The organism is Ornithinimicrobium panacihumi (assembly GCF_052073805.1).
Taxonomy (GTDB): domain Bacteria; phylum Actinomycetota; class Actinomycetes; order Actinomycetales; family Dermatophilaceae; genus Ornithinicoccus; species Ornithinicoccus panacihumi.
Map to the genome: position 1 here is coordinate 175,704 of NZ_JBQGWG010000002.1, position 19,259 is coordinate 194,962.

General features: G+C 71.9%; 21 protein-coding genes. 12 read left to right on the forward strand and 9 right to left on the reverse strand.

The features are described 5' to 3' along the window. The first annotated feature begins 10 nt into the window (after nt 1-10). Genes ACTMMA_RS02935 through ACTMMA_RS02945 form a run of 3 tightly spaced genes read left to right on the forward strand, consistent with a single transcriptional unit; the run spans nt 11 to nt 2,044 of the window. Nucleotides 11-661, forward strand: coding sequence for a hypothetical protein (locus ACTMMA_RS02935; RefSeq protein WP_441188602.1), 651 nt, complete (start codon nt 11-13; stop codon nt 659-661). 11 nt (nt 662-672) lie between these two features. Then, complete coding sequence (locus ACTMMA_RS02940; RefSeq protein WP_441188603.1) at nt 673-1,353, forward strand: HD domain-containing protein; 681 nt, start codon at nt 673-675, stop codon at nt 1,351-1,353. Next, a complete protein-coding gene (locus tag ACTMMA_RS02945) occupies nt 1,343-2,044 on the forward strand; it encodes a DNA alkylation repair protein (RefSeq protein ID WP_441188604.1) in 702 nt (233 codons plus the stop codon). The genes ACTMMA_RS02940 and ACTMMA_RS02945 overlap by 11 nt, the downstream gene beginning before the upstream one ends. Before the next feature lie 3 nt (nt 2,045-2,047). Here the strand turns inward: ACTMMA_RS02945 and ACTMMA_RS02950 are convergent, their stop codons facing one another. Beyond that, nucleotides 2,048-2,827 carry a DUF4031 domain-containing protein gene (locus tag ACTMMA_RS02950; RefSeq protein WP_441188605.1) on the reverse strand — a complete coding sequence of 260 codons (780 nt, stop codon included), beginning with the start codon at nt 2,825-2,827 and terminating at the stop codon, nt 2,048-2,050. Next, nucleotides 2,824-3,159, reverse strand: coding sequence for a YnfA family protein (locus tag ACTMMA_RS02955; protein ID WP_441188606.1), 336 nt, complete (start codon nt 3,157-3,159; stop codon nt 2,824-2,826). The genes ACTMMA_RS02950 and ACTMMA_RS02955 overlap by 4 nt, the downstream gene beginning before the upstream one ends. 137 nt (nt 3,160-3,296) lie before the next feature. Between ACTMMA_RS02955 and ACTMMA_RS02960 the strand changes: the two genes are divergently transcribed. Next, nucleotides 3,297-3,593, forward strand: a complete 297-nt coding sequence (locus tag ACTMMA_RS02960; protein WP_441188607.1) for a WXG100 family type VII secretion target — start codon at nt 3,297-3,299, stop codon at nt 3,591-3,593. 122 nt (nt 3,594-3,715) lie between these two features. On the opposite strand, the gene groL is transcribed toward ACTMMA_RS02960, so the two are convergent. The 4 genes from groL to ACTMMA_RS02980 all read right to left on the reverse strand — a co-directional run bounded on the left by groL (nt 3,716) and on the right by ACTMMA_RS02980 (nt 8,506). Continuing rightward, nucleotides 3,716-5,338: a chaperonin GroEL gene (groL, locus tag ACTMMA_RS02965; protein WP_441188608.1), complete on the reverse strand. Its 1,623-nt coding sequence runs from the start codon at nt 5,336-5,338 to the stop codon at nt 3,716-3,718. Between the two features lie 193 nt (nt 5,339-5,531). Next, on the reverse strand, nt 5,532-6,368 hold the full coding sequence (locus ACTMMA_RS02970) for an MBL fold metallo-hydrolase (RefSeq protein WP_441188609.1): 837 nt from the start codon (nt 6,366-6,368) through the stop codon (nt 5,532-5,534). Between the two features lie 76 nt (nt 6,369-6,444). Further along, complete coding sequence (locus ACTMMA_RS02975; protein ID WP_441188610.1) at nt 6,445-8,112, reverse strand: formate--tetrahydrofolate ligase; 1,668 nt, start codon at nt 8,110-8,112, stop codon at nt 6,445-6,447. 103 nt (nt 8,113-8,215) lie between these two features. Next, a complete protein-coding gene (locus ACTMMA_RS02980) occupies nt 8,216-8,506 on the reverse strand; it encodes a DUF3263 domain-containing protein (RefSeq protein WP_441188611.1) in 291 nt (96 codons plus the stop codon). Between the two features lie 390 nt (nt 8,507-8,896). On the opposite strand from ACTMMA_RS02980, the gene ACTMMA_RS02985 reads away from it, so the two are divergent. The 8 genes from ACTMMA_RS02985 to ACTMMA_RS03020 all read left to right on the forward strand — a co-directional run bounded on the left by ACTMMA_RS02985 (nt 8,897) and on the right by ACTMMA_RS03020 (nt 15,692). Next, nucleotides 8,897-9,577 (forward strand): uracil-DNA glycosylase, encoded by a 681-nt coding sequence (locus ACTMMA_RS02985; protein ID WP_441188612.1) that lies wholly within the window; start codon nt 8,897-8,899, stop codon nt 9,575-9,577. Beyond that, a complete protein-coding gene (locus ACTMMA_RS02990; RefSeq protein WP_441188613.1) occupies nt 9,574-10,461 on the forward strand; it encodes an SGNH/GDSL hydrolase family protein in 888 nt (295 codons plus the stop codon). The genes ACTMMA_RS02985 and ACTMMA_RS02990 overlap by 4 nt, the downstream gene beginning before the upstream one ends. Nucleotides 10,462-10,588: 127 nt before the next feature. Beyond that, complete coding sequence (locus ACTMMA_RS02995) at nt 10,589-10,984, forward strand: TOBE domain-containing protein (RefSeq protein WP_441188614.1); 396 nt, start codon at nt 10,589-10,591, stop codon at nt 10,982-10,984. Further along, a complete protein-coding gene (gene modA, locus ACTMMA_RS03000) occupies nt 10,981-11,715 on the forward strand; it encodes a molybdate ABC transporter substrate-binding protein (RefSeq protein WP_441188615.1) in 735 nt (244 codons plus the stop codon). The genes ACTMMA_RS02995 and modA overlap by 4 nt, the downstream gene beginning before the upstream one ends. Next, a complete protein-coding gene (locus ACTMMA_RS03005) occupies nt 11,712-12,515 on the forward strand; it encodes an ABC transporter permease (RefSeq protein ID WP_441188616.1) in 804 nt (267 codons plus the stop codon). Before modA ends, ACTMMA_RS03005 begins: the two co-directional genes overlap by 4 nt. Next, a complete protein-coding gene (locus tag ACTMMA_RS03010) occupies nt 12,512-13,621 on the forward strand; it encodes an ABC transporter ATP-binding protein (RefSeq protein ID WP_441188617.1) in 1,110 nt (369 codons plus the stop codon). Before ACTMMA_RS03005 ends, ACTMMA_RS03010 begins: the two co-directional genes overlap by 4 nt. Before the next feature lie 68 nt (nt 13,622-13,689). After that, the gene (locus ACTMMA_RS03015) at nt 13,690-14,838 is read left to right on the forward strand and encodes an acyl-CoA dehydrogenase family protein (protein WP_441188618.1); all 1,149 of its coding nucleotides are present in this window, start codon (nt 13,690-13,692) and stop codon (nt 14,836-14,838) included. A 74-nt stretch (nt 14,839-14,912) separates the two neighbouring features. Further along, nucleotides 14,913-15,692 (forward strand): SDR family NAD(P)-dependent oxidoreductase, encoded by a 780-nt coding sequence (locus ACTMMA_RS03020; RefSeq protein ID WP_441188619.1) that lies wholly within the window; start codon nt 14,913-14,915, stop codon nt 15,690-15,692. A gap of 45 nt (nt 15,693-15,737) precedes the next feature. Here ACTMMA_RS03020 and ACTMMA_RS03025 read toward each other — a convergent pair whose 3' ends face one another. From ACTMMA_RS03025 to ACTMMA_RS03035, 3 genes are read right to left on the reverse strand one after another with little or no spacing between them, the layout of a single operon-like run. Beyond that, entirely contained in the window at nt 15,738-16,181 is a 444-nt protein-coding gene (locus tag ACTMMA_RS03025) for a hypothetical protein (RefSeq protein WP_441188620.1), read from the reverse strand. Nucleotides 16,182-16,210: 29 nt separating this feature from the next. After that, the gene (locus ACTMMA_RS03030) at nt 16,211-17,911 is read right to left on the reverse strand and encodes an MFS transporter (protein ID WP_441188621.1); all 1,701 of its coding nucleotides are present in this window, start codon (nt 17,909-17,911) and stop codon (nt 16,211-16,213) included. Next, on the reverse strand, nt 17,908-19,173 hold the full coding sequence (locus ACTMMA_RS03035) for an amidohydrolase (RefSeq protein ID WP_441188622.1): 1,266 nt from the start codon (nt 19,171-19,173) through the stop codon (nt 17,908-17,910). Before ACTMMA_RS03035 ends, ACTMMA_RS03030 begins: the two co-directional genes overlap by 4 nt. Nucleotides 19,174-19,259: the final 86 nt, after the last annotated feature.

A 19,259-nucleotide genomic window follows, 5' to 3' on the forward strand; every position in this document is an offset into this window, starting at 1 on the left:
AGGAGCGACCATGCACCCCACGCACATGCCCATCCGCCTCGTGACCGGCGCCTACATGCTCAACTCCGGCATCAGCAAGCTGAAGTCCACGCCCGAGGAGGAGGAGCAGATGCACGGGTGGGCCTCCAGCGTCTATCCCTTCTTCAAGGACATGAAGGCCGGAGACTTCAGCAAGCTGCTGGCCTACGGCGAGATCGGCCTGGGCGCCGCCCTGCTGCTGCCGACCGTCCCCTCCGCCGTCGCCGGCGCGGGCCTGGCCGCCTTCGGCGCCGGCCTGACCGGCCTCTACCTCAAGACCCCGGGCATGACCCAGGAGGACGGCATCCGACCGACCGCCGAGGGCACCTCCCTGGCCAAGGACACCTGGCTGGTCGGCGCCGGTCTGACCCTGGCGATGCAGTCCTTCCTCTCCGGCACCAAGCACGCGGCCGAGGCCGTCGCCGACGGCGTCACCGGTGCCGCGGGCGCGGTGGCCGGCGGCGTGACCGGTGCCGCCAGCTCGGTGGCCCACGGCGTGACCGGCGCGGTCGGCAAGGGCGCGACGAAGAGCCGCTCCGGCATCGCCGGGCTCTACGACTCCGCCAAGGAGAGCGTGCACGACGGCCGCGAGGACCTCGCCGACGCGCTGGCCGACCTGGCCGACGCGATGCTCAAGCGCTGACCCCACCCCCGGTGGGCGCCGACGCCGAGGCCCTCCTCGACCGCTGGCTGCAGGACGCCGCCCGGCTCGCCCCCGACGCCGGGCGCGACCTGTGGCTGGCGGAGGGCTCTCTGCTGCTGCGCGGCTGGTCCGAGCCGCACCGCCGCTATCACACCCTCCAGCACCTCATCGAGGTCCTGGCCGCCCTCGACGAGCTCGCGGCGGCCCAGGGCCTCGATGCGCAGGAGGCGCTCGTGACGCGGGCGGTGGCGTGGTACCACGACCTCGCCTACGACCCCCGCGCCGCGCCCGGCAGCAACGAGCACCGCAGCGCCGCCCTGGCCCGAGATCACCTGCACCGGCTCGGCGTCGACGATCGGCTCGTGGACGCGGTCGAGACCGGGGTGCTGATGACGGTGACGCACCAGCTCTCCCCCGAGCTGCCCCATACCCCGGGGCTCGCGGTGTTCCACGACGCCGACCTGTGGATCCTCTCCGCCCCCCAGGCACGGTATGCGGCCTACCGCACCCAGGTGCGCGAGGAGTTCGCCCACGTGCCGGACGACGCCTTCCGCGCCGCGCGGGCCGCGATCATGGGCGGCTTCCTCGAGAGGAAGCGGCTCTACCTGACCGACCATGCGCACGAGCGGTGGACCGGGGTGGCCCGCGCCAACCTGGGGCGCGAGGTGCGTGAGTTGACCGGTGGGCCCTGACGGAGCGCTGGTCGCCGCGGTGCGCGCGGCGCTGGCGGCGGAGGGCGACCCGGAGCGGGCGGCGGGCCAGCAGGCCTACATGAAGAGCGCCCTGCCCTTCCACGGGGTGCCCGTGCAGCGCGTGCGGCAGATCGTGGCCGGCCTGGCCGGCGAGCGACCACCCAGCGATCGCGACTCATGGGAGGCGACGGTGCGGGCGTTGTGGGACGGGGCGACCCACCGTGAGGAGAGATACGCGGCGCTCGCGCTGGCCCGGCACCGCTCGGCGCGTGGCTGGCAGGACCCGGCCGCGCTCGGGCTCTACCGCCAGCTCGTCGTGACCGGGGCGTGGTGGGACCTGGTGGACGAGACCGCCACCTGGCTCGTCGGGCCGGTGCTGCTGGCCCACCGGGAGTCTGTGACGCCCGTGATGGACGCCTGGGCGGTGGAGGACGACCTGTGGCTGCGGCGCACGGCGATCCTGTCCCAACTCAAGCACAAGGGGGCGACCGACACAGCGCTGCTGGGGCGGTGCGTGGCCGCCAACCGGGAGGGATCGGCCTACGGCGGGGAGTTCTTCATCCGCAAGGCGCTGGGGTGGGCGCTGCGCGAGCACGCCAGGACCGACCCGGCGTGGGTCCTGGGGGTGCTGGACCGGCACGGGAGCCGGCTCAGCGGCCTGACGAGGCGCGAGGCGACCAGGCACCTGTGAGCGTCAGTGGCGCTCCCACCACCAGGCGACCAGCGCCCACCACGGCTGGGCGGCCCCGTGCCGCTCGGCCGCGTCCCGGGTGAACCATCTCGCCTCCAGCACGTCCTCGAAGCTCGGCCGCAGCGGCGGCGGGGCCGATCCCGACAGCTCCAGCACCGCGGCGAAGACCTGCAGGTGGTTGACGCCCGTGTCGAAGGGCCGGGGGTCCACGCCCTCGGGCACGGTGATGCGCTCGTAGCCGACGGGGGTCAGGCCGGCAGGCTCGAGCACCAGCCCGGTCTCCTCCGCCAGCTCCCGCACCGCGCCCTCGCGCACGCTCTCCCCGGGGTCCCGCTTGCCGCCGGGCGGCATCCAGCCCGGCCGGGAGGCGTTGCGGACCATCGCCAGCCGGTCCTCGGCGCGGACCAGGACGACCGACGCTCCCGCCGTGGCCTGCTCGAACGGCGAGGCGATGACGTCGAGGGTGTGCGGCGCGGAGGTGGCCGCGGCCAGGCCGTTCTCGACGCGGGCCAGCGACCGCTCGCCCTTGCGCTTGCGGACCCGCAGACCGCTGTCGCGCATCACCCGGGCCAGCTCGGTGGCGCCGATCGGGACCGCCCCCGCCGCGACGCAGTCCGCGTGCCGTTCCTCGGGGACGTCGTAGTGGTCGCCGTCGAAGGCCCGCTCGGGAAGCCCGGCCAGGGCCGCGACCTCGTGCAGCTCGGCCAGGTCCCGGTCGCTGACCAGGTGGGAGAAGAGGCGCCCGTGGGCGGGCCACAGCGGCGGGTCGATGAAGACGGTCATGGGGTCGCCCGCGGGGCGTACATGATGATCGTGACCCCGACGAGGCAGACCAGGGCGCCGAGCACGTCATACCGGTCGGGGCGGAAGCCGTCGACGACAATCCCCCACAGCAGCGAGCCGACGATGAAGACGCCGCCGTAGGCGGCCAGCACCCGGCCGAACTCGGCGCTGGGCTGGAAGGCCGCCACGACGCCGTAGAGCCCCAGCGAGATGAACCCCAGCCCCAGGAACAGCCAGCCACGGTGCTCCTTGACCCCCTGCCACACCAGCCACGCGCCGCCGATCTCCAGGAACGCGGCCAGGGCGAAGAGGGCGACGGAGCGACCGGTCATGGGTCCAGAGCCTACGTGGCCCAGGCTCCTGGTCGGAGCCTGTGGACAACTTCTGCGGGTTATGCGGCATCCCGCCTAACGTCGAAGGCGTCACCTGCGGTGTCCACCGGGTCACCGCCGCAACAGGGAGGGAACCCATGAGCAACACCTTCGCCGTCGACACGGCACGCATCGCCGCCGCCTCGGGCGACATCGAGCGGATCGCGAGCACCATCGAGTCCGAGGTGCGGGCGATGATGGCCAAGCTGACCGGCCTGCAGGACTGCTGGCAGGGCAGCGCGTCCGGCAACTTCCAGGCGGTCAGCCAGGACTGGAGCGCCACCCAGGAGCGGGTCCGCGCCTCGCTGCAGCAGATCTCGATGACGCTTCGCTCGGCGGGTCAGGACTACGAGCTGGTCGAGCAGGCCAACCGGATGCGCTTCACCCCGGCCTGACCGGCACCCTCGATCGGGTCTAGGGACGCCGGACGGGGCGGCCCCTCCGTGAGGAGGGACCGCCCCGTTCGGCGTTGGCCGCCCGCGAGGAACGCGGGCGTGCTAGCTCTGACCCGGGTGGATCAGAAGTCCATGCCACCCATGCCACCGTCGCCGGCCGGCATGGCCGGAGCCTTCTCCGGCTTGTCGGCGATGACGGCCTCGGTGGTCAGGAAGAGGGCCGCGATGGAGGCGGCGTTCTGCAGGGCAGAACGGGTCACCTTCACCGGGTCCGCGACGCCGAAGCCGAGCATGTCGCCGTACTCGCCCGTGGCCGCGTTGAGACCGTGACCGGCCTCCAGGTTGCGGACCTTCTCCGCCACGACGCCGCCCTCGAGACCGGCGTTGACCGCGATCTGCTTGAGCGGGGCCTCGACGGCGACCTTGACGATGTTGGCGCCGGTCGCCTCGTCACCCTCGAGGGTGAGCTTGTCGAAGGCGGTGGAGGCCTGGATGAGCGCGACGCCACCACCGGCGACGATGCCCTCCTCGACGGCGGCCTTGGCGTTGCGGACGGCGTCCTCGATGCGGTGCTTGCGCTCCTTGAGCTCGACCTCGGTCGCCGCGCCCGCCTTGATGACGGCCACGCCACCGGCCAGCTTGGCCAGGCGCTCCTGCAGCTTCTCGCGGTCGTAGTCGGAGTCGCTGTTGTCGATCTCGGCACGGATCTGGGCCACGCGGCCGGAGATCTGGTCGGCGTCGCCGCCGCCCTCGACGATGGTGGTCTCGTCCTTGGTGACGACGACCTTGCGGGCGGTGCCCAGCAGGTCGAGGTCGGCGGTGTCCAGCTTGAGGCCGACCTCCTCGGAGATGACCTGACCACCGGTGAGGATGGCGATGTCGGCCAGCATGGCCTTGCGGCGGTCACCGAAGCCGGGGGCCTTGACCGCGACGGACTTGAAGTTGCCGCGGATCTTGTTGACCACCAGGGTCGCCAGGGCCTCACCCTCGACGTCCTCGGCGATGATCATCAGCGGCTTGCCGGACTGCATGACCTTCTCCAGGACGGGCAGCAGGTCCTTGACCGCGGAGATCTTGGAGTTGACGACGAGCACGTAAGCGTCCTCCAGGACGGCCTCCATGCGCTCGGTGTCGGTGACGAAGTAGGGGCTGATGTAGCCCTTGTCGAAGCGCATGCCCTCGGTGAGCTCGAGCTCCAGGCCGAAGGTGTTGGACTCCTCGACGGTGATGACACCCTCGTTGCCGACCTTGTCCATGGCCTCGGCGATCATCTCGCCGATCTCGGTGTCGGCCGCGGAGATGGACGCGGACTGCGCGATCTGCTCCTTGGTCTCGACCTCCTTGGCCATGCTCAGCAGCTCGTCGTTGACGGCCTTGACGGCGGTCTCGATGCCGCGCTTGAGGGCCATCGGGTTGGCGCCGGCGGCCACGTTGCGCAGGCCCTCGCGGACCATGGCCTGGGCCAGGACGGTCGCCGTCGTCGTGCCGTCACCGGCGACGTCGTCGGTCTTCTTGGCGACCTCCTTGACCAGCTCGGCGCCGATCTTCTCGTAGGGGTCCTCGAGCTCGATCTCCTTGGCGATGCTCACACCATCGTTGGTGATGGTGGGGGCGCCCCACTTCTTCTCGAGCACGACGTTGCGGCCCTTGGGGCCGAGGGTCACCTTGACGGCGTCGGCAAGGGTGTTCATACCCTTCTCGAGACCGCGGCGAGCCTCCTCGTCGAAAGCAATGGTCTTGGCCATAACGGCTGGTTCCTCCACACGCTGATGGGCGGATGACCGGGGCGTCGCCCGCGACGGACGAGCCGGGTTATGAGGCTCACGTCGCCTCACGCCCCGACCCTCGACGAACCGGTCGGTCTTATCACTCTCAGGGCGAGAGTGCTAGGTCCATGATTAGCACTCGACCCCTCCGAGTGCAAATGACGCGCGCGGGTCAGCGACGCAGCTCGAGCGCCCTCACGGCCGCGTCGCGGAGGGTCTCGTCCTGCAGGCCCAGCCCACGGCCGGCGTGCGCCAGGGTGTCGACCGCCGCCGCTCCCCCGGCCAGCGCCTCGGCCAGCCGGGCGGCCAGCGTCGAGAGCAGCGCCGCCTGCTGACGGACGTAGGCCGCGTCGACGACGTCGCCGTGGCCGGGCACCCAGATGTCGGCGCCCTCGGCGGACGGCTTGGCCAGCAGCGCCAGCAGGGTCGCGGCCCACTCCTGCGGGTAGCAGTCCTCCATGTGCGGGTCGGCACCCTCCTCGACCAGGTCACCGGCGAAGACCACGCCCGCGTCCGGGACCGCGACCGCCAGGTCGTGGTCGGTGTGGCCCCGCCCGGCGTAGAGCAGGGTGACCCGCCGACCCCCCAGGTCGATCTCGGTGTCCTGGTCGACCAGGTAGAAGGGCGGCACGATCTCGGTGGCCTCGAAGCCCTGCGCCATCTCCTCGCGGTCGGTGGCGCGCAGGTGGTGCACGATCTGCGAGCGCTGGTCCTCCGCGGTGGCGATGAGGTCGTCCAGCATCCCGGCGTGCGCGTAGATCTGGGAGTCGCGGAAGGCGGAGTTGCCGAAGCAGTGGTCGTAGTGCGCGTGGGTGTTGACCACGACGATCTCGAGGTCGGTGAGCTCGCGCACCGACTCGAGCAGCTCCATACCGTGCTGGTGGTAGCTGCGCGTGTCCACCAGGAGCGCGCGCTCGGACCCCAGCACCAGGCCGCAGTTGAGGTTGAGCTCCTCGTGGCGGCGCACATACACCTGTGGCGCGACGCTGCGCCAGGTCACCTCCGCCATGGGTCCAGTCTAGAGGCCGGGGTATGCGGCGCCCGCCCCGCATCGGGGGCGGGCGCCTGCGTGCGTGGCCCGCGGATCAGGACAGCCCGGTGATCGTGCCGTCCGCGGCGATGTCCATCCCCACGGCGGCCGGGACCTTGGGCAGGCCGGGCATCCGCATGATGTCGCCGGTCAGCGCCACCACGAAGCCGGCGCCGGCGTTGACCACCAGGTCGCGCACGGTGATCCGGAAGCCGCGGGGTGCGCCGAGCAGGGTCGGGTCGTCGGAGAAGGAGTACTGCGTCTTGGCCATGCAGACCGGCAGCCTGCCGTGGCCCTCGGCCTCGATCTGGGCCAGCTGGGTCCGGGCGGGGCCGGTGAAGTCGACCCCGTCGGCGCGGTAGATCTCGGTGGCGATCTTCTCGATCTTGGTCGCGAGGTCGTCCTCGGGCGCGTAGATCGGGGCGTAGCTGCTCTCCTGCTCGCAGAGCTCGACGACCTTGCGGGCCAGCGACTCGCCGCCCTCGCCGCCCTTGGCGAAGACCTCGGACAGCTCGACGTCGGCACCCAGCTGGGCGCAGCGCTCACGGATCAGCCCGAGCTCGGCGTCGGTGTCGGTCGGGAAGCGGTTGATCGCCACGACCGCGGGGACGCCGAACTTGGCGATGTTCTCCAGGTGCTGCTCGAGGTTGACCAGGCCGGCGCCGAGCGCGTCGAGGTCCTCGGTGCCCAGCTCCTTCTTGTCCTTGCCGCCGTTGAGCTTGAGGGCGCGGACGGTGGCGACCACCACGACGGCCGACGGCTTGAGGTCGCCGGCCGGGCAGACGATGTCGAAGAACTTCTCGGCGCCCAGGTCGGCACCGAAGCCGGCCTCGGTCACGACGTAGTCGGCCAGCTTCAGGGCGGTCTGGGTGGCCACGACCGAGTTGTTGCCGTGGGCGATGTTGGCGAAGGGGCCACCGTGGATGATCGCCGGGGTGTTCTCCAGCGTCTGGACCAGGTTGGGGTTGACCGCGTCCTTCATCAGCAGCGCCATCGCGCCGGGGGCCTCCAGCTGGGCCGCCGTGACCGGCTCCTTGTCGTAGGTGTAGCCCACGATGATCCGGCCGAAGCGCTCCTTGAGGTCCTCGATGCCGGTCGCCAGGCAGAGCGCGGCCATGATCTCGCTGGCCACCGTGATCTCGAAGCTGCCCTCGCGGACGACGCCGTCGCCCTTCTTGCCCAGGCCCATGACGATGTGGCGCAGGGCGCGGTCGTTCATGTCCAGGACGCGGGGCCAGGTGATCCGCTTGGGGTCGATGCCCAGCGGGTTGCCCTGGTGGATCGAGTTGTCGAGCAGGGCGGCCAGCAGGTTGTGGGCCGAGGTGATGGCGTGGAAGTCACCGGTGAAGTGCAGGTTGATGTCGTCCATCGGCACGACCTGGGCGTAGCCACCTCCGGCGGCGCCGCCCTTCATCCCGAAGCATGGGCCGAGCGAGGGCTCGCGCAGGGTGGTCATCGTCTTCTTGCCGATGCGGTTCAGCGCCATGGACAGACCGACATTGGTGGTCGTCTTGCCCTCACCGGCGGCCGTCGGGTTGATGGCCGTGCACAGGATGAGCTTGCCGTCGGGGCGGTCGGCGAGCCGGTCCAGGACCGACAGGGAGATCTTGGCCTTGTCGTGGCCGTAGGGGGCGTACTCGCTCTCGTCCAGCCCGAGGTCGGCCGCGATCTGGCCGATCGGCTTGAGCGTGGCTGCCTGGGCGATCTCGACGTCGGACTTCACTGTCTCTCCCGGGGTAGATGAGCGGGCCACCCTGGCCCGTGACAGGGCACGACGCTACCCGCCGGGCAGGTGGGCCGCCAGAGGGGGATGAATCAGGTGGGGCTCAGAGCTCGATGCCGAGACGGCGGGCCGAGCGCGTGCGCTGACGGCGGGCCCGCTGACGACGCAGCCGCTTGATGAGCATGGGGTCGTGCGCGAGGGCGTCGTCGTTGTCGATGAGCTGGTTGAGCAGCTGGTAGTAGCGCGTCGGGCTCAGGTCGAACAGGTCCTTGACGGCCTGCTCCTTGGAGCCGGGGTACTTCCACCACTGGTGCTCGAAGTCCAGGATCTGACGATCGCGGTCGGTCAGGGTCGACGGCGCGGCGGCATCCTGCACCCGCGTGGCTGCACCCATGAAGAAGGTTCCTCTCGATCCTGACGATTGCTGCGACTGCCCGGAAGTCTACGGCACGGGACTTACAAGCGTGTCATTTCTCCGGCGGGTCGGGGCGCCCCGGGCGCGCCCTTCACCCCAGCAATCACCTGGGAAACACACGCCACACCACCCCCACCCCGCCGTCCCACCGACCCCGCGACCCACTCTGCCGCCCCACCGACCCGCGGCCCACCCGTCGCCCACTTCATGCGGGGTAGCCCACTTCACGCCGGTTATAACCGACACCTAGGTCAAGAAGCCGCATGAAGTGGGGTGCCCCTCGGTGCGATCCGTCTCGGGGTCGACTGGCTTCTCTGCGAGGTGGCGGTGAGTGGCGCGCGGAGCCGAGCTGCCGCATACCCTGTGATCGTGCCGTCTCCCGCCCCGCTGATCAGCCTGGTGCACCCGACCTGGGCGCAGGCCCTCGCACCCGCGGAGGGGACGGTGGCCCAGCTCGGGGCTTTCCTGCGCGAGGAGATGGCGGCGGGGCGGGGCTACCTGCCGGCCGGCGAGCACGTGCTGCGGGTCTTCGGCCAGCCGCTGGACGAGGTGCGGGTGCTCATCGTCGGGCAGGATCCCTACCCGACGCCGGGGCACGCGGTCGGCCTGAGCTTCTCCGTGGCGCCGGAGGTCCGGCCGATCCCGCGCAGCCTGCAGAACATCTACACCGAGCTGGTCGAGGACCTCGGCGTCCCGCGACCGACCACCGGCGACCTGACGCCGTGGGCCGACCGCGGCGTGATGCTGCTCAACCGCGTGCTGACCGTGCGGCCGGGCGCGCCGGCGAGCCACCGCGGACGTGGGTGGGAGAAGATCACCGAGCTGGCGATCGACACCCTCGTGCGCCGGGGCGGACCGCTCGTGGCGATCCTGTGGGGGCGGGACGCACGCAACCTGACGAGCCGGCTCGGGGACGTGCCCCGTGTCGAGAGCTCGCACCCCTCTCCCCTGTCCGCCCGCAGCGGCTTCTTCGGCAGCCGGCCGTTCAGCCGCGCCAACGACCTCCTCGTCCGCCAGGGCGCGGACCCGATCGACTGGAGCCTGCCATGACCCCCGCACCCGAGCCGACCCACCCGCTCCTGCTCATCCACGGCGACGCCGGCCCGACCGTGCACGGCGAGGCGGGCAGCGTCCGCCCGCAGCCGCGGGCCTGGGGCAGGTATGTGGCGATCGGCGACTCCTTCACCGAGGGCATGAGCGACCCGGACCCCTCGGTCCCGGACGCCTACGTCGGCTGGGCGGACCGGCTCGCCGCGCTGCTGTCGGCCCACGCCGAGGACTTCGCCTATGCCAACCTCGCCGTCCGGGGCCGCAAGCTGGCCGACGTCGCCGGCGCGCAGACCGACGCCGCGCTGGCCCTCGGCCCCGACCTCGTCAGCATCGTCGGCGGGGGCAACGACATCCTGCGCCCGAAGGCCGACGTGGACGCGCTGGCGGCCGAGCTCGATGCCGCGGTCGCACGGATCCGGGCCACGGGTGCCGACGTGCTCATGGCCACCCCGACCGACCCCGTCGGGGCGCCGATCATCGGCCGGACGCGCGGCCGGGTGGCGGTCTACATCTCCCACATCTGGTCCATCGCGCAGCGGCACGGGTGCTACGTGCTCAACCAGTGGGCCTGCGACTTCCTCAAGGACTGGCGGATGTGGGCCGAGGACCGGATCCACATGACGCCCGAGGGGCACCGTCGGATCGCGCTGACCGCCTATGTCGCGCTCGGCCACGAGGCGGAGGAGGCTGACTGGCGGGCCCCGCTGCCGCCCCAGGTCCGCCCGGGTCGCATGGAGGTGATGCGCGGGCACGCGCACTGGGCGGTGGAGTATGCCGGGCCCTGGGTGCAGCGGCGCCTCCAGGGCCGCTCCTCGGGCGACTCGATCACGGCCAAGCGGCCCGAGCTGGCGCCGGTGCAAGAGCTCAAGGGCACCGACACCTGATCCCGCGCGCCCGCCCGAGCGCTATGAGCCGGTTTCTTGTCCTGACCCCCTGATACATCCGGCTCAAGGAAAAGCAATCGGCTCGAAGCTGGGGGTGAGTCGCAGATGCGGTGATATTCTCCTAGACATGACGCAACTGCGTGTTTCTGAGGCGGCGGGCCTGCTCGGGGTGTCGACCGACACGGTGCGGCGGGCGATCGACGCCGGGCGCCTGACCGGCACCAAGGACGGGTCGGGGCGGACCGTCGTCGAGGCGTCGCAAGTCGCGGCGATGGCGGCCGAGGACGCCCACCAGGTCGAGATCGGCAGCGTCGGCGGCAGCTCCCAGCGCAACCAGCTTCGCGGGATCGTGACCCGCATCGTCAGCGACACCGTCATGTCGCAGGTCGAACTGCAGGCCGGCCCCTTCCGCCTCGTCTCCCTCATCTCCACCGAGGCGGTGAAGGAGCTGGGCCTGGAGGTGGGCTCGGTGGCGATCGCCTCGGTCAAGGCCACCAACGTCTCGATCGGGGTCCCGTCGTGAGACGCCGCGCGCTCACGCTCCTTGCCCTGCCGCTCCTCCTCCCCCTCAGTGCGTGTGGCGGCGCGAGCGACCAGACGATCACCGTCCTGGCCGCCGCCTCCCTGACCGACGTCTTCAAGGACATCGCCACCGACTTCGAGGACGACCACGACGGCGTCGAGGTGGAGTTCAGCTTCGCGGCCAGCTCAACGATCGTCCAGCAGGTCAACGAGGGCGCCCCCGCCGATGTCGTCGCCCTGGCGGGGATCAGCGCCCTTGAGCCGCTCACCGCCGAGCACCGCACGACCGAGCCGGTCGTCTTCGCCACCAACAGCCTCATGCTCGCCGTCCCCACCGACAACCCCGCGGACGTCGACGGCGTGGACGACCTCACGCGAGACGGCCTGCGCCTCGTCGTCTGCGCCGGGCAGGTCCCGTGCGGCGGCGCGACTGACGCCCTCTTCGACACCCTGGGGATCTCCCCGCAGGTCGCCTCCTACGAGCAGGACGTCCGCGCGACCCTGACCAAGGTCGAGCTCGGCGAGGCCGACGTCGGGATCGTCTACCGCACCGACGTGGCCGCGGCGGGCGACCGGGTGACCGGGATCGAGATCCCGCACGACGTCAACGTCGTCAACACCTACCCCATCCTCACCGTCTCCGAGCGCCAGCTGGCGCAGGACTTCGTCAACGAGGTGTTCTCGGAGCGGGGCCGGCAGCACCTCATCGACGCCGGGTTCGTGGTGCCGTGACCACGACGCACGGGGCGCCACCCCGGTCCGGCTGGGGCCGCCTGCCCCTCGCCGTGCCGGCCGGCCTCGGGATCGCCTTCATCATCCTGCCGCTGCTGGCGCTCTTCGTCCGGGCCGACTGGGCCAACTTCGCCGAACATCTCTCGGCCCCGGTCGTGGGCCAGTCGCTGCGGCTCTCGGCGATCACGACGCTGGCCACGATGCTCGTCGTGTGGACCCTCGGCACCCCGCTGGCCTGGCTGCTGGCCCGCTCCGAGCACCCCCTCACCGCCTGGGCGCGCGCCCTGATCACCGTCCCGCTGGTCCTGCCCCCGGTCGTCGGCGGCGTCGCCCTCCTCATGACCTACGGCCGTCGCGGCGTCCTCGGCGCCTGGCTCGAGTCCAGCCTCGGGATCACGATCCCCTTCACCACCGTCGCCGTCGTCATGGCGGAGATCTTCGTGGCCATGCCCTTCTACGTCATCTCCGTCGAGGGCTCGATGCGCAGCCTCGACCGCCGCTACGACCAGATCGCCGCCACCCTCGGCGCCTCCCCTGTCCGAACCTTCCGCACCGTCGCCATCCCGATGGTGCTGCCCGGCATCGCCGCCGGCTCGGCCCTCGCCTGGGCCCGCGCCCTCGGCGAGTTCGGCGCCACCATCACCTTCGCCGGCAACTTCCCCGGCCGCACCCAGACCGCGCCGCTGGGGGTCTACGCCGCGCTCGAACGAGACCCCCAGGCCGCGATCGCGCTCTCCCTGGTCATGCTCGTCGTCAGCGTCGTCGTCCTGGGCGCCCTCCGGACGAGGTGGCTGCGATGACACGTCTCGAGTCCCGGCTCGTCGTCGACCTGGGCGGCTTCGACCTCGACCTCGACCTCACGGCGGAGCAGGGCGTCACCGCGCTCCTGGGCCCCAACGGCTCGGGGAAGACGACCGCGCTCAAGGGCCTCGCCGGCCTGCACACCCTCACCGCCGGCCACGTCCGCGTCGGCGGCACCACCTGGGCCGACACCGCCGCCCGCACCCACCTGCCGCCCGAGCGGCGCAGCGTCGGCATGGTCCTCGCCGACCCCCTTCTCTTCCCGCACCTCTCCCTGCTCGACAACGTGGCCTACGGCCCCCGGTCCAGGGGTATGCGGCCACCCGCCGCCCGCTCCCGCGCCACCGAGGAGCTGGGTCGGGTCGGTCTGGGCGACCTGGCCGGCCGCAGGCCCGCGCAGGTCTCCCAGGGCCAGGCCCAAAGGGCCGCCCTGGCCCGCGCGCTGGCCACCGACCCCGAGGTCCTCCTCCTCGACGAGCCGCTGTCCGCGCTGGACCCCCAGACCCGATCGACCACCCGCGCCGAGCTGGCCCAGCGGCTGCGCGACTATCCCGGCGTGACGATCCTGGTCACCCACGACGCCCTCGACGCCCTCACCCTGGCCGACCACCTGGTCTTCCTCGACGGCGGACGTGAGATCCAGGCCGGCAGCCCGGCCGAGGTCGTCTCCCGCCCCCGCTCCCCCTACGTCGCCGGCGTCGTCGGGCTTAACCTGCTCCACGGGACGCTCGCCGCCGATCCTGGTGACACCTCCGCCCCCGGGACGGCCAGGGGCCTGCTCGACCTGGGCGGCGGCACCCACCTGGTCGTGGCCGACCTGCCGGAGGGCACCTCCCCGGGCGACGAGCTGCTGGCCACGATCAACCCGGCGGCGGTCACGCTCTACACCGACCGCCCCGCCGCGTCGGCCCGCAACCTGTGGGAGCTCACGGTCGCGGCCGTGACGGTCACGGGGCAGCGCGCCCGGGTGCGCCTGCACCTCATACCCGGCACCGACCTCGTCGCGGAGGTGACGCTGCCCGCCGTCGCCGAGCTGCGGATCACCGCCGGCAGCCGCCTCTGGGCGGGCGTGAAGGCCACCGAGATCGAGGTCTACCCGTCCTGACCGAGTGCCCCGTCCTGCCTCGCCGGACCGCCCTCGTGCCACCACCTGCCCGGCGATATCGTCAGGACATGGTGCAACGCGTGCTCCCGACCGAAGAAGCCCAGGACCTCCTCGCCCTCGTGCGCGAGATCGCCGACGAGCAGCTCATCCCGCAGGTCGACCAGGCCGAGGCCGAGCACCGCCTCCCCCGCGAGGTCTTCACCATGCTGGGCCGCACCGGCCTGATGTCCCTGGCCTATCCGGAGGAGTTCGGCGGCGGGGGCCAGCCCTACGAGGTCTACCTGCAGGCCGTCGAGGAGATCGCCCGCGGCTGGATGTCGGTCGCGGTCGGCGTCTCGGTGCACTCCCTGACCTGCGCGCCGCTGGTCAACTTCGGCACCCGCGAGCAGCAGGAGAAGTGGCTGCCCGGGATGCTGGGCGGCGAGCAGCTGGGCGCCTACTGCCTCTCCGAGCCCCAGGCCGGCTCCGACGTCGCCGCGATCCGCACCCGCGCCGTTAAGGAGGGCGACGAGTGGGTGCTCACCGGCGGCAAGGCCTGGATCTCCCACGCCGGGCACGCCGACTTCTACACCACCTTCGCCCGCACCTCCGACGACGGTGGCCGCGGCCTGTCCTGCTTCTACGTGCCCGCCGGCGTCGAGGGCCTGACCTTCGCCCCGCCGGAGAAGAAGATGGGCCTGCACTCCGACACGGTCGGTGAGGTGCTCTTCGACGAGGTCCGCCTCCCCGCCGACCACCTCATCGGCGCCGAGGGACAAGGTATGGGGATCGCCCTGTCCGTGCTCGACTCCGGCAGGGTCGGGATCGCCGCTGCGGCAACGGGTCTGGCCGAGCGCGCCCTCGAGGTCGCCGCCGCCTACGCCAACGAGCGCGAGCAGTTCGGCCGGCCGATCGCCAGCAACCAGGGCCTGGCCTTCCTGCTCGCCGACATGGCCGCTGCGGTGGGCTCGGCCCGCGCGACCTATCTGCACGCCGCTCGGCTCAAGGACGCCGGCCTGCCGCACACCCGCGAGGCCTCGATCGCCAAGCTGGTCGCCACCGACGCCGCGATGAAGGTCACCACCGACGCCGTCCAGGTCCTCGGCGGCTACGGCTACACCACCGACTTCCCGGTCGAGCGCTTCATGCGCGAGGCCAAGGTCACCCAGATCTTCGAGGGCACCAACCAGATCCAGCGCCTCGTCATCTCCCGCCAGCTCCTGGCCTCGCTCGCCTGACCCGAGCCAGACCCGACCCAGACCACCCCGAGCCGGACCACCCGACCCAGCACACCGCATACCCGGAGGAATCCATGCAGATCACCGACAGCACCGTCGCCCTCGTCACCGGTGGGGCCAGCGGCCTGGGCGAGACCACCGCCCGTCGACTGCTCGAGGAGGGGGCCCAGGTCGTGCTCGTCGACCTGCCCGGCGGGCGTGGCGAGGAGGTGGCCGCCGCCCTGGGCGAGCACGCGCACTTCGCCGGGGCCGACGTGCGCGACGAGGAGCAGGTCGCCGCCGCCGTGGCCAAGGCCGCCGGGCTGGGCGAGCTGCGGATCGTCGTGGCCTGCGCGGGCGTGGCCACCCCCGGCCGCGTCCTGTCGCGCAAGGGCGTCCTCCCGCTGGAGACCTACCGCACGGTCGTCGAGATCAACCTGATCGGCACCTTCAACGTGCTGCGCCTGGCCGCCGAGCAGATGGCCGGCAACGAGCCGGTCGAGGACGAGCGCGGCATGGGCGATCGGGGCGTCATCGTCACCACCGCCTCCGTGGCGGCCTTCGACGGCCAGATCGGGCAGGCGGCCTATGCCTCGTCCAAGGCGGGCGTGGCCGGGCTGACCCTGACCTGCGCGCGCGACCTGGCCGACAAGGGCATCCGCGTCATGTGCATCGCGCCGGGCGTCTTCGAGACGCCGATGATGGCCGGCATGCCCGCCGGCGTCAAGGAGTCCCTCGAGGCGCTCGTGCCGCACCCGGCGCGGCTGGGCAAGCCGGCCGAGTATGCGGCGCTGGTCGCCCACATCGTCGAGAACCCGCTGCTCAACGGCGAGGTCATCCGCCTCGACGGCGCGCTGCGGATGCCTCCGCGCTGACCTGACCAGGTCCTCGACGAGGTCGGGCTGGCGCTCCGGGCCGGGCTACGAGCGCGGAGTGGGGCTGCGGTGCCAGGCCCGGACCCGCTCCAACTCCGCCGGCGGCACCCCCAGCAGCGTGATGAGGCTGCCGTCGCCGCACACCGCCTGCACCCGCCACGGGGTGCCGTCGGGCGAGTCGTGGCGCAGGTCGAGGATGTCGGCCCGGGTCAGCCTGGTGACCCGGCGGCCGGCGGTGACCACGATCTCCTCGCCGATCAGCCGGGTCCCGCTGCGCTCGGACCGGCTGGCCCAGATCAGGAAGACGCCCAGACCGAGCCAGAGCAGCATCCCCAGGTCGATGCCGCCCCAGGGCCAGGCGATGGCCAGGGCGACCAGCGAGGTGAGGACGAGGACTGCGCCGATGCCAGCCCGCAGCAGCGGGACCCAGCTGGGCTGCATCAGCCATTCGGTGGTCGTCGGCGGCGACCCGGGCAGGGGACGGCTCACCCGACCACTGTCCCAGACCGTCTCCCTGGTCACCTCCGCCGGGCCTCCACGATCCGGCGCAGCTCGTCGGGGTCGAGGCGGACCAGCTCACCGAGCAGCGCATGCTTCTCGGCCTCCCTCAGCTCGGTGACCGACAGCCCGGAGAGCCGCTCCAGGATCGCCCGCTTCTCCTCGTCGGGCGGCAGCTGGGCCGGCGGTGCGGCCGAGGCGGCCATCGGCTGGGCGCCCCGGTTGCCGCCGCCGCGCGGCACGGTCAGGGCGATGGCCAGGATGGCGACCAGCACGATGACCAGGTTCCAGATCATCACGACCATCCCGGCCTGGCGCAGCGCGACATTGTCCTGGACGCCGGTGAAGGTGACGGTGCTGCCCAGGATGAGGGAGTTGCTGCCCATCAGACCGGTGAAGATCGCCAGCGAGATCGCCACGCCGATGGCGCTGCCCAGGCTGGAGGCCATCTTGAAGATGCCGGCCCCGGCCCCGGCCTGGTCGGCGGGCAGGTTGGACAGCGCGGCGTCGGTGGCGGGGGTGGCGTAGAACGCCAGACCCAGGCCGAAGACGGCATAGGCCACGACGGCCAGCACCTTGTAGGTGTCGAGCATCACCCACGTGGGCATGAGCAGCAGGCAGGTCAGGCCGACCAGCATCGAGCCCCACATCATCGGGCGGCGCGGGCCGAAGCGCTGGAGCAGCTTCTCCCCGACCCGGATGAAGGCGACGATCATGATCGCGTAGCCGATGCTCAGCAGCCCCGCCTCGCCGGCAGAGACGGCGTCCTGCGCGCCGGGCTCCCGGGCCCGCTGCAGCATTTGCTGGCTGACGATGAGCAGGCCCATCGTGCCGTTGAGGATGAAGTTGGACACCACGGCACCGGTGAAGGTGGTGTTGCGGAAGAGCGCGAAGTCGATGAAGGGCACCGCCTGCCGCCGCTCCCACAGCACGAAGGCGGTGATGCCCACGACGGCCACGACCGCCAGGGCCAGGGTGATCGGGTTGGTCCAGCCCAGCTGCTTGCCGAAGATCAGCACGATCATCATCGCCAGAACGGTGATCATGAAGATGACCAGCCCGATGCCGTCGAAGCCGCGGTGCGCCGCCCCCTCGACGCGGCTCTCCGGGGTGCCCCGGATGAGCATGATCGCCACGACGCAGACCACGATCGAGACCAGGAAGATCCAGCGCCAACCCAGGTTGCTGGCCATCTGCCCGCCGAAGACGGCGGCCGAGCCGGCGCCGCCGAAGGAGCCGATCGACCACATCGAGACCGCGCGCTGCCGACCGGCGCCGTCCCAGTAGGTCTTCACCAGGGCCAGCGTCGAGGGCATGATGCAGGCTGCGGCGAAGCCCTGGACCGCCCGCCCGACGAGCAGCAGCGGCAGCGCCACGACGCCGGCGGCCAGGACGACCAGGACGTTGCCCAGGATCATCGCGAGCAGCCCGATCATCGCCATCCGGACGCGCCCGGTGCGGTCGGCCAGCCCACCCATGACGACGGTGAACAGGCCGGAGAAGAGCGCGGTGATCGAGACCGCGAGGTTCATCTGCTGGGCGCTGATCCGCTCGGCCTCGGTGTTGATGCCGCGCAGGATCTCGGGGGCCACCGTCCCGACCGTGCCGGCGAACAGCCAGAAGGTCAGGACCGCCAGCACCAGTCCCAGCAGCAGCTTGTCATTTCCCTGGTATGCGGTGCGCTCGGGCTGGGGGGCGGGCGTCACCGTCGTGGTGCTCACCTCGCGCCCCCTGCCGGCCCGGCGAGGAAGGCCGTCACGGCGACGACGGCGGCCTCGGTGCCGGTGCGCAGGGTCGGCTGGATCACCGGCCCGAAGGCGGGATTGTGGTTGGGCACGCCCTGCCCCTCGGGGAAGCCGCCGAAGCCCCAGTAGGCGTAGGGCACCCCGAAGGCGTCGGGGATCACGCTGAAGTCCTCCGAGGCCGGGACCCGGCCGAGCTCGTGGACCCGCTCGGCGCCGAGGTGCTCGATGAAGGCCTCGGTGACGCGGGCGGTGACGTCGGGGTCGTTGTCGGTGAGCGGGAAGGACTCGAAGACCTCGATGTCCGGCTCGGCGGGGCAGCCTGCAGCGGCGCACTCGGCGCGCACGATCCGCTCCACCGCCGCGGAGATCCTCTCCTTGACCTCCTCGGAGTAGGCCCGCGTGTTGATCAGCAGCAGGGCCTCTCCCGGGATGATGTTGGCCTTGGCGCCGGCCTGCACGCTGCCGACGGTGACGACGCCGAACTCTCCGGGCGCGAGCTCGCGGGAGACGACGGTCTGCAGCCGGAGCACGATCGAGGCGGCCACCACGACGGGGTCGACCCCCAGGTGCGGCATCGAGCCGTGCGAGCCCCTGCCGTGGACCGTGACCCGCACCGAGGTCCCGGCCGACAGCACCGGCCCGGGGCTGGTGGCGACGTGGCCCGCCTGCGGCTGGGCGAGCACGTGCTGGCCCAGGCAGACGTCCGGGCGCGGGATCGTGTCGACGAGTCCGGCGTCCACCATGCTCTGCGCGCCCTTGCCGACCTCCTCGGCGGGCTGGAAGAGGGCGACGAAGGTGCCGCTCCACGAGTCCCTGCCCTCGCTGAGCAGCTGGGCCGCCCCGAGCGCGCAGGTGATGTGGGCGTCGTGGCCGCAGGCGTGCATGACAGCCACGCTCTTGCCCTCGTCGTCGGTGACGGTGACCGTCGAGGCGTAGTCGAGACCGGTCGTCTCGGTCACCGGCAGGGCGTCGAGGTCGGCGCGGAAGAGGACGGTCGGCCCCTCGCCGTTGGCCAGCACCCCGACGACACCGCCCCCGACCTGGTGCACCGCATACCCCAGCTCCTCGAGGCGCTCGGAGATCAGGGCACAGGTCTGCTCCTCCTGGAAGGAGAGCTCGGGATGGGCGTGCAGGTGCCGGTAGAGCTCCTCCTGCCACCCGGTGATCGCGTCCAGCCCGGCCAGGACCGTCGCCGTGTCCGGCCTGGCCGCCTCGGACATCGCCGTCGTCTCGGGCATCGCCAACCTCCCTCACCGCGGGGCGCCGGCCGGTGGGATCGTCAGCGCTCACTACACGACGAAGCGTAGTATCGTCAGCCACCGCC